The organism is Ruminococcus sp. AF31-8BH, from assembly GCF_003460605.1.
In the GTDB taxonomy this organism is placed as follows: Bacteria; Bacillota; Clostridia; order Lachnospirales; family Lachnospiraceae; genus Blautia_A; species Blautia_A acetigignens.
In genome coordinates, this window is the sequence record NZ_QTVN01000028.1 from 3,219 (window position 1) to 16,335 (window position 13,117).

Sequence of the window (13,117 nt, forward strand, 5' to 3'; positions counted from 1 at the left end):
TCCGTGTTCTTGCCGGAATAGCCCTTGTCCTTGAATACCCGGCAGCTCCCGCCTTTCAATTCATACTTGCAAAAGTCGATCTGACTTTCAATGCTGATACTGTCCTTGCGGTCTACTGACTGTCTTGCGTAAATACAATCTTCTCTGATAAATTCCATATTGGGCTCCTTTCCTTGTTGGAATGGAGCTACCAACCTTACAACTATATTATACCATCAGCAGCCCCGGACAACAATGTTGCGAATGATTAGGGAAATCTGTCTCCATATTTGCGGAACACCTCATAAAGACAACGCTCAATTTCTTTTTTGCGCTGTGCTTTCTCCTTCGGGGGAAGTACCGGCGTGAGGTTTTCCAGCACAATGATCTTCCCTTGAAATGCGACAGACTTTGTTTCTCGTTCATAAGTGACAGCTTGCGTCATTGAAAACCTCCTTTGCGAAAGTGCGTGTATATGCCAGCCTTTCCCACTTGTCCCGTGGGGAAACGTCAAAAGACGGCACCCAGCAGGTGCCGCCCTTTGAGCTTTCTCCACTTCGGGTCGATGTGACCCGAGGTCAGTAAGGACTGGAATGGTACTTTTCTTTGGCGTCCTCCACGCTGTTGAGGTCAAATACTTCATAAAGCTGCCCCACAACACGCCGTATATCCTTCTTTGAAAATCCGCAGTCCTCCATTGCCATAATGACATAACCACGGCAGGCGTCATTGCTCCATTCGTCCGGTTCCAAGCCGGGGATCATTCCAAACGCATTTCCCATAAAGTGCTCCTTTTTTTGAAAAGATGGGGAGCCACGCCGGATCGGTTGGCCTATCATCAGACAGCATTGCCGGGGGCTCCCCATAGGTTTTCATTTCATTTCAGACACACCGGACGGACATAGGCTTCATGCCCCATAGTATTTCAACTCTCCCCATTCTGATGGCAAGGCGTTCTCATTGCCTGCGACGGCTCACGGCTTGTAAGACCGCTTCAACGCTCGGACTGTGACTAAATGCAAGTATCCGGGTTCTGCGCCTGTTCCGGTGGAGCCAGCCTTTCCCCACCTATGGCATGGACCTGTTCGCTCGCTCAGTTTTACAAAGACTGTATTCTCTGAAATCCGAGGTCATGGCGGGTCTGTCACACAGCGCGTTCCCCTTCGTATCCGGGTGTCTTTTTATTCAATTTTCAATCTGCATGAGGCTTGTCTGAACCTCGGGCCATTGTGACCCGAAGTGTTTTGCCTCTCATAAGCCATTTCATTTTCCGGCCTAAATCGGTACGCCTTACAAAGAATTTTTCAAAATTTTTTCTAAGCGCCGCAGACCTCGCTCGATTGCGACACGAACCACTTTTTCATGGACGCCCTCTGCCCGGGCAATGTCCTGTTTGGTCATGCCGAGAATGAAATGGGCGTAAATCCGTTTTGCCTGTTTGTCTGGCAGACTGGTAATCGCTGCGTGAAGTTCCTGCATGGTCACTTTCCGCTCATACAGTTCATGGGAAGATAAAGCGACAAAGACAGCCTCATGCTCCAGCCCGTCATCCCGATCAAGGGAATAGTAGGCTTTGTGGCGGTATGTACGCAGCCGATAAGCAGCCTCTTTACGCTCAAACTCTTTGAACATTTCTGCAACTTCTTCCGATACTTCCATGAAGCAATCCGATATATAGAATGGGTAATAGTCCCGCAAATTGATAATAGCCATATTGACCTCCGTTTCGGTTGTTGGTTGACGAGTGACCGAAACGAAGGCGGCGGGGAGCGGCACCGGGGAATGACTTCGGGCCAACATGACCCGAAGCAGCCCCATAAGAACACAAAAGCGCCCGGGCGGCATGAAGCCACACGGACGCATGAAATGACATAATAGTTAAAGTTCCAACAAATTTCACATACATAGCCGGAATAACCCGGAGGGGGAGCTATGCTTTTTTTAACTGATGTAGGTCATGGGTACTGTGAAAAAAGACAAAAATAGACACGGCGGCAATCCTCCTATATGCCGCCGTGGATTTGCACGGTGTTAGGTCGTCGTTGGTTTAGGATAAATGAAAAGAAACGGCGGCTCTGATTTTTCTCAAAGCCGCCGCTTCATAGGCGCATGGAAATGTGTCTGCTGGACGACGGCTTTTTTTCTTTTGCCGTCGCCCGGCAGTTTAATAACTATTTAATATCAATTTATAATTGGCATCACTATAAGAACTTTCCTTTTCATCGAGCATTTTAGTTCAAATCCTTAGTTTCCACATTGTAAATCGAGAGAAACGCAAAGATTAAGGAAAGTACCATAAGTACAACAGGAAGAATGGCATTATCCGCCAAAGAAAAATCGCCCACATTAGCCTGTGTCAAAAAAATCAGCAGAAAAGATGATACGATGGTAGCTTTTGAGGACTTCATAGCCATACCAATAAACAAGGCGATAAAACTCATGGTTACAATGACAACGGACTTTAAGAGTAACTGAATATAGAACCCCATACTTGCCATGTTGTAGTCCAGTGGGAATGAGGAAACCATGAATTGTGAACCAAGTAAAATGCAGCCGTAAATCAATAGTTTTGTCAGCACCAGAGCCACGAAATTGAAAATCCATACAGCTAACATTTGAGAAACGAGAATTTTCTGTCGCTTAATTGGATACGAAAACATTAAGTTCATGGTTTTGTTTTTATAGGCGCTCACAATGTATGTGGACAACATGACACTGGTAAACACCAGAAAAGCCATGCTTGTAAACAGCTCGATAGAGGAAGAAATCGCACTGTTACCCGGCACCGCATCAGGAACACCCGTATCAGGATCATTGGCAATTCCCAAATAGCAAAGGGCAAATATGAACAGGCAGATCAGAGCCGACATGATAACCACATTGCGAATGTACTTGCCTACATTATTCTTTTTCCATTCCAGCCTAATGAGTTTAAGCATGATATTTCACCTCCCCGGTCAGCTTCAAGAAGTAGTCCTCCAGCGTTTCAGATTTCTTTCCAATGCTCACAATTTCAACATCATTCAGAGCCAGTATTTTCGTCAACTGTTGGGTAGACGTTGCATGGTCATATATGCGAATTTTACCGCTGTCAAGAATCTTAAAATTTTGCAGACCCAACTTTTCAGTCAAGACATAGGCAGCCCGCTTTTCATCCGTGACAGAAAGCTCCACATAATTGAGGTTCATTTCCTCAATATCTTGCATACGAATTTCTTTCATCATTTTTCCGTGATGGATAATAGCAACGGTATCCGCAATACTCTCCACTTCAGATAAAATGTGACTTGAAATCATAACGGTAATACCGTACTCCGAACAAAGTGTTTTTAATAAATCACGGATTTGTTTCATTCCTGCTGGATCAAGGCCGTTTGTGGGTTCGTCGAGAATAAGCAGTTCCGGCTTGCACATAATGGCTCTTGCAATTCCGAGGCGTTCTTTCATGCCGAGGGAATAGTTCTTGACCGGCTGATCGGCTGCTGATGTCAAGTCCAGCATTTGCAACGCACTTTCAACACTGTCAACATTGTAATAGCCCATATACTCACAATGAAGCTGTAAGTTCTCACGCCCGGTCATGTGGTCATAAAAGGTGGGAAACTCGATGATACTTCCCATTCTTTTTAAGACTTCATAGGATTTTGGAGTCAATACCTCTCCAAACACCTCAATAGTCCCACTGGTAGGTTTCCAAAGGTTAGTAATCATCTTCATCACTGTGGTTTTACCAGCTCCGTTAGGACCAAGAAAACCATAAATTTCCCCTTTGGGAATATGAATATTAACATCAGTGACAAGTGCCTTACTACCGATCTTTTTAGAAAGACCACTTGTTTGTAAAATAAATGGCATTGTCTTGCCCTCCTTTCTACTGACATTATAGAAAGTTCGATTTTCAAAACTCTTGAATAATTCTTACAAATTTCTTTCTTGAAAAAATGACCTATGGTTTAATAGGCCATTTTCTTGAGCGTAATAGTGAAAACTGTTTTCTGGTGCGGATGACTTTCTAAAGTAATATCGCCACCGAGTTGCAAGGCAAGATTTTTCGCAATCGTCAGTCCAAGACCATTTCCCTGCATAGCACTATTTCTGGAATCTTCCATCATAAACAGCCGATCAAAAACCGAATCGGCAAATTCTTTTTCAATTCCACGGCCCCTGTCCACAATGTCTATATAGATATGTGCCTGATCTGCCCGCAAAAACATACCTAAATATTTTCCATCGCCGCCATAGCGAATTGCATTGGAAATCAAATTGAACATAATTCTTTGCAACGCATCTTTATTGGCATTTGCATACAATACATGATCGGGTATGTTAATTTCCACTTCAAAATTTTTTTGTGAAAGGAGTTCATAGAAATCCAAAATATTTTCCCGGCAGGCTTCGTTCACATTCAAACGCTCCAATGGCATATCTGTATCGCCAGCCTCTAATTTAGCAAGCGTAAAGAATTGTGTAATCAATCCCATTACCCGCTGGGCAGTGCTTTCTACCTTTTGCAACATTTCATTGCTTTGAGTTCCGTTCAAACGCATAATCTCCAAATAGCCAAGAATCACTGTCATGGGAGTTTTAATGTCGTGGGAAATGTTAGATAACATCTTTTTGGATGCCATTTCAGCCCGCCGATACTCAACTTTTACTTTTTGCCGATCTTCCAACATTCGATTGATTTGTGTTGCAAGCTCTATCAGTGCCTTATTATCGGTAAAGACTGTCACTTTTTCGTCGCTGTCGGTGTCAAGAAGTTCTTTCAATTTGCTGCTGATCTCATGTATTTTTGCTTTTGTTCCGTTATGGAATACAAACTGCTGGTACACAATGATACAGATTAAAATCATAATACAGAGGGTTAGTAAAAAGATAATTGTCGCATTGCTCATTTCTGTTCTCCCAGCTTATAGCCAATTCCCCATACAGTTATAACAACTTGTGGCTTTCGTGGATCATCCTCAATTTTCGTTCGTAAACGGCTGATGTGAACATTGACGGCATTTTCATCCCCCATATAGGCATCATTCCAAATTAAAGAATAGATTTGAGCCTTTGTGTAGACCCTTTGTGGGTTTTCCAGAAGCAGCCGTAAAATATCAAATTCTTTTGCGGTCAGTTCGATAATCTCGCCTGATTTTGTGACGGTGTGATTTTCCAAGTTCATAACCAATGGGCCCCACACAAGTTTCGTTTGCTCTGGCTGTACGGCAGCATATTCGGTATTTCTCCGTATGTTTGCTTTAATACGCGCCATAACCTCTGTTATGGAAAACGGTTTTGTAATATAATCATCCGCACCGAGGCCCAAACCTAAAGTTTTGTCGGAATCCGAATCCTTTGCAGAAATGATGATAATTGGCACCGTACTTTTTTGACGAATATACTTCATTACATTCATACCTGTAATTTTGGGAATCATCAAATCCAACAAGACGATACTATAAGAACCAATGTCGAAAGCCTCACATGCCTTTTGACCATCGGTAGCGCAGACAACTTCAAAATTTTCTGCTATAAGATAGCTACATAACATTTCACTTATTTCTATATCATCTTCAATTAAGAGAATCTTCATTATTCTTTTTTCCTTCCTTTCTGCGCCTATCAGTCGGCTTCTCCGCAGTTTTAGGGAGCAGCCAAACACCGGCCATTTTCACAGCACCGGGGATACGCCCACCAGCACAATAATAATTTACCCTACGAGGTGTCACGCCCCACTTCTCGGCGGCCTCTTTCAATGTCATATAGTCCATTTCGCACCTCCACAGAGTACATTATAGTTCTTTATCTCGAACAATACAAGTTGGAGGCTGCATATTGATGAAATGAAATACTACCTTGTGTAAAATCTCATTACATTCTCATAACCCGACCTGAAATGTACAATGATATAGAGTGATATGAGAATGGACCAAGAAGAAAGAAGGTTTGACTTTCACGGCCTCGGGGCGGCTCTCAAACGAGCCAGAGAAGAAAAGGGATGGACACAAGCCTATGTTGCGGAATTAGTAGACCGTGACTCCCGTACCATTATGAATATTGAGAACAAAGGTCAGTATCCCAGTTTCGACCTTTTTGTTAAACTCATTACCATGTTTGACGTTTCAGTTGACCAATTTATTCATGCGGACGGAGGGGCAAGGTCAAGCTCTTGCAGAAAGCACATTGATGTGCTCCTAAATTCTATGAATGAAAAAGAGCTTGTTGTAATAGAAGCCACAGCCGAGGGCATTAAGAAAGCCAGAGAAACGGAGGTTCCAGAATAAGGGCCTCTGTTTTTTTGCGCCATTTTAGGGGCTGTCGCTAAGTGGCAAGCAATGCCTCTGTGGCCACAAGTGGCACAAAGGCGGCTTGTTGGGGCTCGCCCCAAACCCGTATCTTCGGGCCAACATGGCCCGAAGTGTCAGCGTCGCTTTGCTCCTTGTTTTCATAACCTTAACGCTCCTTTTCCTGCTTTCTTCCCGGTTCGGTGTAGCCCATCAGAGTGTCAATGTTCGCTTTGATCGTGACGATCTCCTGCATATCCCGTCGTGCCTTTTGATATTCTCCATAGAGCTGTTTTTTCTTTGCTGTGAGCTTACGGCCTTCTTCCTTCAGCACATCCATTTTGGGGAGCTTCGCCCCGCCCAGCAGAGAGCGCATTTCCGCTTGTGCAGCCCGGTACAGTTCAAGGTCGGCCTCATGCTCCGCAAGGAATTTCCGGCTGTACTTCGTCGCCTTATACTGCTCAAAGACTGGGCGGGTTTTGGCATACTGAACCGTTGCGGCCTTTAGCCCGGCATTGGTTTTCATGGCCTGTTCCGTCTGCTTGATCTGCTCGGAAATGGCATGAAAACGGTCTGCTGCCTCGGTGGCTTTCTGTGCCAACTGCTCATAATCGGTCAGGCCATTGTCCTGTATATAGGCGAGGGCGGCGGCCATCTGCTTGATGTTGAACACCTTCGCCCACCGCTCATAGCCCGGCCCCTTACCGGCAGCCAGCTTCGCTTGAATATCCACCGCCAGACTGATTTTCCGTTCCGAGTGCCCGGGGCGTTTTTCTTTGCCCTCAATGGCGGCCAGAACATCTTGCAAGTCGTAGCCGTCCCCCAGCGTGGAGGCACGCAGACGGGTGAAGCGTTCCTGTCCCTGCCCGGTCAGCCGGAAGCTGATACCGCCGCCCCGAACCGTCTTGACCTCATACCCGGCCCGCTTCATCAGATTGAGAAATTCGTCCAGATCAGCGGGGCGTTCCGCCAGTGCGGTATCAATGGCAAGGCGCAGTCGGTCCTGATAGGAAAGCGGCCCTTTCCGATCTTTTTGCCACTCCCCATAGTTCCGATACTTGCTCTTGCTCCGGGGCTTCGGGTTCTCCACGATGGACAGCCCGTTTTCAAGGCACAGCCTGTCAGAGAGCCGCCGAAGGGCGAAGCTGGAGCCCCAAAAGTTTCGGAATTTCCGGGTGCAGTCAAGGGTGGTGGAGTTGTAATAAATGTGACAATGGATGTGCTGCTTGTCGATATGTGTGGTAACGATAAACGCGTGCCGCCCCTTTGTCCAGCGCATAGCCAGCTCATAGCCGATACGGTTCGCCTCCTTCGGGGTGATCTCGCCCGGATAGAAGGATTGTCGTATCTGATAGCACAGCACATTATTTTCTTTCTTCTGTTCCCGGCCCGTCATAGCGGCATAGCTGGCCTTTGCCAAAAGGAACTCGTCCGCCACGGTGGCCGGATCACATTCATAAGCGGAGATATACTTTCCGCTTTCTGTTTTCTCTGGGTTCTTGCCATAGTCCAGACAATCCCGGATGGCCTCGGCAATCGTTTTGCTTTCACCCGCATGGCGCTGTAACAAAGTTGTGGTAGCCAAAAATCATCCCTCCTTTCCATAAGAAAGAGGCGGCCCATTCAGACCGCCCCGACTTCGGGCCAACATGGCCCGAACATAAGATATTTGCCAAAAACACGATAGACTCCAACTTGATTTTGATGTAAAATATATACAATAAAGGATCGTTAAACGGGGGGTATACGTATGGGGACGATATTTGTTGCCGGGACTTACGGTGTAGGGAAAAGCACATTATGTAATAAATTGTCAACTGCATTAAAAATCCCAGATTTTTCTGCTGGTGATCTCATTAGTGCGGTCAACGGTGAAACTTATGGAGCAAATAAAGTGGTTAGAGACAAAGATGCTAATCAGAATATTTTGGCCTCACAAGTCAAGCAACTTCTGAAATCGACCCCTAGTATTATTCTTGCCGGACATTTTTGCATATTTGACATAAATGGTAATGTTGATATTTTGCCGAGTAGGGTGTTCTATGATCTGGAAATAGAAACCATACTTTTGCTAGAGGCCTCGTCCTCACAAATTATAAAAAATTTGTCGATGCGAGATAAAAAAGAGTATTCCGAAAGTCAAATTTTACTTTTACAAAAAGCAGAACACGAAAAGGCACATGAGATTGCTACAAGCATAAATTGTAATCTGTATGTTCATCATATGCTTTTTGATGAAACTGATATTACGAGTTGCTTATCTTATATAGAAAGGGGCCCCAAATTATGAGAGCTTTGCTTGACACAAATATAATCATCCATAGAGAAAACAAGCGTGTTTCCAATTATAGTATTGGCCACCTTTTTCGATGGTTGGATAAGTTAAAATATGATAAAGTAATCCATCCATACTCTATATCCGAAATAAAAAAATATCGAGATCCAGAAACGCAAGAGGCTATTTCGGTAAAGCTGGAATCATATGAGGTAATCAAAACCATTAAGGAACCAGACGATTCTTTTTTAGAATTGATCGGAATTCCGGAAAAATCGCAAAATGACATGATTGATGATTGCCTATTGTTTGAAGTATATTCAAACAGAGTTGACATACTAATCACGGAGGATCGGAGACTAAGAAATAAAGCTATAAAGCTAGGTTTGAGTGACAGAGTTTTTTCAATAAATGCATTTATCAGTGCAGCGACGGCTGAAAACCCAAGTCTCATTGAATATAAAATGCTTGCCGTTGAAAAAACCTATTTCGGAAATGTTGATTTAACCGATTCTTTCTTTGACAGTTTCCGTATCGCTTATCCAGGATTTGATAAGTGGTTTGCTCGCAAGTGCGATGAAGAAGCTTACATATGTAATACGGATGCTGGAAAAGTACTGGGATTCCTCTACTTAAAAACAGAAGGTGTCGATGAGAATTACTCAGATATTGTTCCGCCCTTTAAACCGATGCGCAGATTAAAAGTAGGAACATTTAAAGTTGAATCTACCGGATTTAGGTTGGGTGAGCGTTTTGTTAAAATTATTTTTGACAATGCCTTACAACGCAATGTTGACGAAATTTATGTAACACTCTATACAGATAGAGAAGAACTGTCCGCTTTGGCTGCATTACTGAAAAGGTGGGGCTTCACTGAATATGGAGTAAAAATTGGAAACGGGAAAGAAGAACAAGTTTTAGTAAAAAGGATGAAAGATTTTGATCATAATATTTCTTTTCGCAAAAACTTTCCCAACATTCAGTATGATTGCAATAAGTATATTTTGCCGATTTTCCCACAATATCACACCACACTACTCCCGGATTCCAAACTGAACAACGAGAATAAAATTGATTTTCTCGGAAGAGAACCTCATAGGTATGCATTACAAAAGGTCTATATCTCGTGGGCTCCCGGAAATGGTGTAAAGCCAGGTGATCTAATTCTGTTTTATCGAACAGGCCCCGAAGGTTCAAATAAAAAATATACTTCGGTTGTTACAACAGTCGCTATGGTGGATGAAATTATTAGCAATATTCATTCTCAGGAGGAACTGCTTAGTATCTGTCAGAATCGAAGTGTCTTTTCTACCGAAGAATTGAAAGGCTTTTGGCGTGATCATAGGCGTAATTTAAAAGTTTTAAAATTTATATTTGTCAAAAGCCTGAGCAAAAGATTAACATTGGGCTACCTTTGGGACCATGACATTGTGTGTGCTCCAAGGGGGCCTAGATCGTTTATGAAATTGAGTGATGAACAATATAATCAGATTATGCACGATTCTGAGACGGAAATTAAGTATGTAGAATGATGAGGATTTAATTTTGAAGGCGATTCTATTATCAATAAAACCAGAATATGTTGATAGGATATTGGCTGGTACAAAAAAATATGAATATCGTAAACGGCTAGCACGCAGTAACAGTTCTGTTCTACTTGTATATAGCACATCTCCGGTAATGAAAGTAGTGGCAAAAGTTGAAATACTGGGGACTATTTGTGCAGCTCCCTCCACCTTATGGGAACAGACTAAAAGTAACGCGGGCATTAGCAGAAAAAAATATCGGGAATATTTTCATGGGTGCAAAACAGCATACGCCTATGAATTAGGAAAAGTGGAAATATTTGATCCTCCACGAGATTTATTAGATTACAATATCACACTTGCCCCGCAATCTTTTTCGTATGTAGATATAGAATAAAGCAGGAAAGGGTGGCCTCAAGCCACCCTTTCCTGCTTCGGGCCATGCTGACCCGAAGTTAACTTGTCAGAAACCGATACAGAGCGAATTTTCCTCCGTCCAGTGCCCAAAGCAGAGAGCATGCCGCCGCTTGCAGCCCATACGGCGAAAGGAGGAAGGCGAGGAACAGAAATACAATCCCGCCGATGGGTGTCGGCGTGAAAAAGAGGGCGATACCCGGCACCGCCAGAATCACGGAGGCAATCGTCAACAGGAAGGCACAAATATCAAACAGAAACACCACCAGAACCGCCAGAAGGGACAGCGCCAGAACGAAGGGCGCAACCAATATTTTCAGCAGTATCTTCATCATCAAAACCTCCTTTATTCTTTCTATCTCTATTTTACCATGCCTGCCTGGGGACATAAATGTCGCAAAAGATTAGTGAATCCTGTCCCCAGTGTATTACTACACCCAGTCTTTAGTTGACGAACAGGCACGCAAGAGATAGAATTATTAAAAAGCGGGCAACGGAGGAATACCAATGAGCGGAAAATATTTGAAATACATTCCTAAGACATTACAAGAAGATTTTATTGATAATAGAGTTATTCCGTTTGTTGGGGCAGGCTTTTCAAAAAATGCTATTGCCCCAGAGGGTGCGAGCATTTTAGATTGGGAAGGGCTCGGGAAAAAAGTGGCAACATACATTCCCAATTACACTTATACGAATGCCATTGACGCATTATCGTTGTTTGAAAGTGAGTTTTCAAGGACTAAGCTCATTGAACTTTTGGCAAGAGAACTCTATGTTAATGATCTAAAGCCGGGAAAAACACATCGGACATTTTGCGATCTTTATTTTGATACTATTTGCACGACAAATTTTGATTTCCTCATTGAACAAACATTAAATGAGAAACACATTCCTTTTTCGATGGTAGTTTCAGAGGAGCGCCTTCCAATAAGCACACATGAAAGAACTAAACTTATTAAACTGCATGGAGATTTTAATCATCCTGAAAGAATGGTAATAACCGAATACGATTATGATATATATGTTGATAAAAACAAAATTTTATCAACATACATATCCAACCTATTTATTACTAAAACGCTATTACTTATAGGATATAGTTTTGACGACAGCGATATTAGAACACTGTGGCAAATTATTGGTTCCCGCCTCGGGAAACTAAGCACTCCTGCTTATGTAGTTTTAGTAGATGCCAGCCCCATAGAAATAGCACGTTTTGAGAGAAGAAATATTAAAGTTATAAATCTTCCGGGTGACAAAGCCGACTATCCTGATATTTTGGATGAGTTTTTTTCTGAGATTAAGCAAGTTATTGATGAAAAGCTCCCCGAACAAATGGTGTTCACAAACGAGAAGGCTTCCGAAGAATTAAAAATGCCAGAGACGGATAATAGACTTTGTTATATTTCAGCACCATATCAAAGATTATCCTTTCTTAAAGATTTGCTATATCCTGTATTATACAATAACGGTATTTCTCCCATATCATTAGACGAAACTATAATGCCAGGCGAAATTATAACACGAAAGACTGACGCTCTGATTTCAAAAGCTTCAATGACCATTGTTGATCTCTCTGGTAACAACGCAAATATTATGTGGGAATTAGGAAACATAATGAGCAAGAACAAGCTATCTATATTGATTGTAGATGAAGATCAATCGGATAGTTTGCCATTTGATTTACAAAGTCTACATCTTTTCAAATATAATTTATATGGTGATAACAAGCATTTTGTGGACACATTAAATGATTTTTTACAAGCGCACAATAACGGCAAGAAAAACGAACCGGAAGCCGAAAAGGATTATTTGAGGCTGTTTGACAAGGGTGAATACAATGCTGCCGTTATTGCGGCATTTAGGTTTTTAGAAATAACTTTATCCAGAAAGTACGACTTTGTAAGGATCTCTCTGATGGAATCCCTAAATTTGTTAAACACGAATAATGCTGAAGATGAAGAAGCTCTTTACAAAGTAAAGAAGTATAGAAAAATACGCAATAACATCGTACACAATAATGTTAATGTAGGAAAAAGAGAATCCAAAGATATTATTTCCTGCATTGAAAAACTCTGTGCATCCATAAATAGCGGAAATATAATCATATTATGATGTTTCTCATTAGTGTCACTTGGGGCCATAATGGTCCTAAGTGAAAAAGGGCGGCAAGCTCCAATTAAGGAGTTTGCCGCCCTCGTCTTACTTTGCCACCAGCTCGGAAAGCTCCCGCAGCACCTTTGACACCTCGCCCCACAGCTTTTCATAGTCCCGCTTCAATCCGTCGATTTCCTCCGGGTACACGCCATAGGTGTGTGCGTGTACGGCGACCTGATTGAGATTGTTGGAACAGCGCCGTTGCAGAGAGGTCAGCTCTTTTACGGGCGTAAGGTCGATGTGCAGGATATACCCGTTCAGAGCCATTTTCCGTACATAAGCCCCGGCGTTGGAAATGCCCGCCTCGGCCATCCGCTCATGGATGGCCGCCAGCTCGTCCGGTGTTACCATGACGTGCAGATGGACATTCCGCTTGCGGTTCTCCATCAGCGTTCCAGCTCCCGGCCTTTCCGGCGTTCTTTGGGCTCCTTTACCTTATCCAGCGGTTTTGCGTCCAACTCCGGGGGCGTGGGTGGGATAGGCGTGTTGTTGGG

At 43.2% G+C, this 13,117-nt stretch carries 17 protein-coding genes; 5 read left to right on the top strand and 12 right to left on the bottom strand.

Translation table 11 applies throughout. The features are described from left to right. The 9 genes from DWZ38_RS21145 to DWZ38_RS21180 all read right to left on the bottom strand — a co-directional run. The coding region (locus DWZ38_RS21145) for a recombinase family protein (RefSeq protein ID WP_147343044.1) at positions 1–158 on the bottom strand (158 nt) is incomplete at its 3' end. An 89-nt stretch (positions 159–247) separates the two neighbouring features. Beyond that, positions 248–424: a hypothetical protein gene (locus DWZ38_RS22415; RefSeq protein WP_178105404.1), complete on the bottom strand. Its 177-nt coding sequence runs from the start codon at positions 422–424 to the stop codon at positions 248–250. Positions 425–557: 133 nt separating this feature from the next. After that, positions 558–761 carry a hypothetical protein gene (locus DWZ38_RS21150; protein WP_044927990.1) on the bottom strand — a complete coding sequence of 68 codons (204 nt, stop codon included), beginning with the start codon at positions 759–761 and terminating at the stop codon, positions 558–560. A 508-nt stretch (positions 762–1,269) separates the two neighbouring features. Beyond that, positions 1,270–1,692: a sigma-70 family RNA polymerase sigma factor gene (locus DWZ38_RS21155; protein WP_178105405.1), complete on the bottom strand. Its 423-nt coding sequence runs from the start codon at positions 1,690–1,692 to the stop codon at positions 1,270–1,272. A gap of 518 nt (positions 1,693–2,210) precedes the next feature. Then, positions 2,211–2,918, bottom strand: a complete 708-nt coding sequence (locus DWZ38_RS21160) for an ABC transporter permease subunit (protein WP_117499507.1) — start codon at positions 2,916–2,918, stop codon at positions 2,211–2,213. Continuing rightward, positions 2,911–3,834 carry an ABC transporter ATP-binding protein gene (locus tag DWZ38_RS21165; RefSeq protein WP_117855278.1) on the bottom strand — a complete coding sequence of 308 codons (924 nt, stop codon included), beginning with the start codon at positions 3,832–3,834 and terminating at the stop codon, positions 2,911–2,913. The genes DWZ38_RS21160 and DWZ38_RS21165 overlap by 8 nt, the downstream gene beginning before the upstream one ends. Before the next feature lie 98 nt (positions 3,835–3,932). Next, on the bottom strand, positions 3,933–4,874 hold the full coding sequence (locus DWZ38_RS21170; protein ID WP_055173569.1) for an ATP-binding protein: 942 nt from the start codon (positions 4,872–4,874) through the stop codon (positions 3,933–3,935). Continuing rightward, positions 4,871–5,560, bottom strand: coding sequence for a response regulator transcription factor (locus tag DWZ38_RS21175; RefSeq protein WP_028088182.1), 690 nt, complete (start codon positions 5,558–5,560; stop codon positions 4,871–4,873). The genes DWZ38_RS21170 and DWZ38_RS21175 overlap by 4 nt, the downstream gene beginning before the upstream one ends. Beyond that, positions 5,541–5,738: a helix-turn-helix domain-containing protein gene (locus tag DWZ38_RS21180; protein ID WP_015515114.1), complete on the bottom strand. Its 198-nt coding sequence runs from the start codon at positions 5,736–5,738 to the stop codon at positions 5,541–5,543. The genes DWZ38_RS21175 and DWZ38_RS21180 overlap by 20 nt, the downstream gene beginning before the upstream one ends. Positions 5,739–5,885: 147 nt before the next feature. Between DWZ38_RS21180 and DWZ38_RS21185 the strand changes: the two genes are divergently transcribed. Next, positions 5,886–6,251 (top strand): helix-turn-helix transcriptional regulator, encoded by a 366-nt coding sequence (locus tag DWZ38_RS21185; protein WP_173828809.1) that lies wholly within the window; start codon positions 5,886–5,888, stop codon positions 6,249–6,251. A 169-nt stretch (positions 6,252–6,420) separates the two neighbouring features. Here the strand turns inward: DWZ38_RS21185 and DWZ38_RS21190 are convergent, their stop codons facing one another. Next, on the bottom strand, positions 6,421–7,836 hold the full coding sequence (locus DWZ38_RS21190) for a relaxase/mobilization nuclease domain-containing protein (protein WP_117855281.1): 1,416 nt from the start codon (positions 7,834–7,836) through the stop codon (positions 6,421–6,423). Positions 7,837–8,001: 165 nt separating this feature from the next. Between DWZ38_RS21190 and DWZ38_RS21195 the strand changes: the two genes are divergently transcribed. From DWZ38_RS21195 to DWZ38_RS21205, 3 genes are read left to right on the top strand one after another with little or no spacing between them, the layout of a single operon-like run. Then, on the top strand, positions 8,002–8,541 hold the full coding sequence (locus DWZ38_RS21195) for an ATP-binding protein (RefSeq protein ID WP_117855283.1): 540 nt from the start codon (positions 8,002–8,004) through the stop codon (positions 8,539–8,541). Beyond that, entirely contained in the window at positions 8,538–10,058 is a 1,521-nt protein-coding gene (locus tag DWZ38_RS22420; protein ID WP_178105406.1) for a hypothetical protein, read from the top strand. Before DWZ38_RS21195 ends, DWZ38_RS22420 begins: the two co-directional genes overlap by 4 nt. 13 nt (positions 10,059–10,071) lie before the next feature. Next, complete coding sequence (locus tag DWZ38_RS21205) at positions 10,072–10,449, top strand: ASCH domain-containing protein (RefSeq protein WP_158096690.1); 378 nt, start codon at positions 10,072–10,074, stop codon at positions 10,447–10,449. 58 nt (positions 10,450–10,507) lie between these two features. Here DWZ38_RS21205 and DWZ38_RS21210 read toward each other — a convergent pair whose 3' ends face one another. Then, positions 10,508–10,798, bottom strand: coding sequence for a CD1845 family protein (locus DWZ38_RS21210; protein ID WP_117855293.1), 291 nt, complete (start codon positions 10,796–10,798; stop codon positions 10,508–10,510). Between the two features lie 175 nt (positions 10,799–10,973). Here DWZ38_RS21210 and DWZ38_RS21215 point away from each other — a divergent pair, with 175 nt between their 5' ends. Next, complete coding sequence (locus DWZ38_RS21215; protein ID WP_117855286.1) at positions 10,974–12,581, top strand: SIR2 family protein; 1,608 nt, start codon at positions 10,974–10,976, stop codon at positions 12,579–12,581. A gap of 87 nt (positions 12,582–12,668) precedes the next feature. On the opposite strand, the gene mobC is transcribed toward DWZ38_RS21215, so the two are convergent. Continuing rightward, on the bottom strand, positions 12,669–13,010 hold the full coding sequence (mobC, locus tag DWZ38_RS21220; RefSeq protein ID WP_117855288.1) for a plasmid mobilization relaxosome protein MobC: 342 nt from the start codon (positions 13,008–13,010) through the stop codon (positions 12,669–12,671). Positions 13,011–13,117 lie beyond the last annotated feature (107 nt).

Excerpts from the sequence above, each read along its gene's own strand:
- DWZ38_RS22415 (WP_178105404.1), bottom strand. The coding sequence starts at position 424 with ATGACGCAAGCTGTCACTTATGAACGAGAAACAAAGTCTGTCGCATTT.
- DWZ38_RS21150 (WP_044927990.1), bottom strand. The coding sequence starts at position 761 with ATGGGAAATGCGTTTGGAATGATCCCCGGCTTGGAACCGGACGAATGG.
- DWZ38_RS21155 (WP_178105405.1), bottom strand. The coding sequence starts at position 1,692 with ATGGCTATTATCAATTTGCGGGACTATTACCCATTCTATATATCGGAT.
- DWZ38_RS21160 (WP_117499507.1), bottom strand. The coding sequence starts at position 2,918 with ATGCTTAAACTCATTAGGCTGGAATGGAAAAAGAATAATGTAGGCAAG.
- DWZ38_RS21165 (WP_117855278.1), bottom strand. The coding sequence starts at position 3,834 with ATGCCATTTATTTTACAAACAAGTGGTCTTTCTAAAAAGATCGGTAGT.
- DWZ38_RS21170 (WP_055173569.1), bottom strand. The coding sequence starts at position 4,874 with ATGAGCAATGCGACAATTATCTTTTTACTAACCCTCTGTATTATGATT.
- DWZ38_RS21175 (WP_028088182.1), bottom strand. The coding sequence starts at position 5,560 with ATGAAGATTCTCTTAATTGAAGATGATATAGAAATAAGTGAAATGTTA.
- DWZ38_RS21180 (WP_015515114.1), bottom strand. The coding sequence starts at position 5,738 with ATGGACTATATGACATTGAAAGAGGCCGCCGAGAAGTGGGGCGTGACA.
- DWZ38_RS21185 (WP_173828809.1), top strand. The coding sequence starts at position 5,886 with ATGAGAATGGACCAAGAAGAAAGAAGGTTTGACTTTCACGGCCTCGGG.
- DWZ38_RS21195 (WP_117855283.1), top strand. The coding sequence starts at position 8,002 with ATGGGGACGATATTTGTTGCCGGGACTTACGGTGTAGGGAAAAGCACA.
- DWZ38_RS22420 (WP_178105406.1), top strand. The coding sequence starts at position 8,538 with ATGAGAGCTTTGCTTGACACAAATATAATCATCCATAGAGAAAACAAG.
- DWZ38_RS21210 (WP_117855293.1), bottom strand. The coding sequence starts at position 10,798 with ATGAAGATACTGCTGAAAATATTGGTTGCGCCCTTCGTTCTGGCGCTG.
- DWZ38_RS21215 (WP_117855286.1), top strand. The coding sequence starts at position 10,974 with ATGAGCGGAAAATATTTGAAATACATTCCTAAGACATTACAAGAAGAT.
- mobC (WP_117855288.1), bottom strand. The coding sequence starts at position 13,010 with ATGGAGAACCGCAAGCGGAATGTCCATCTGCACGTCATGGTAACACCG.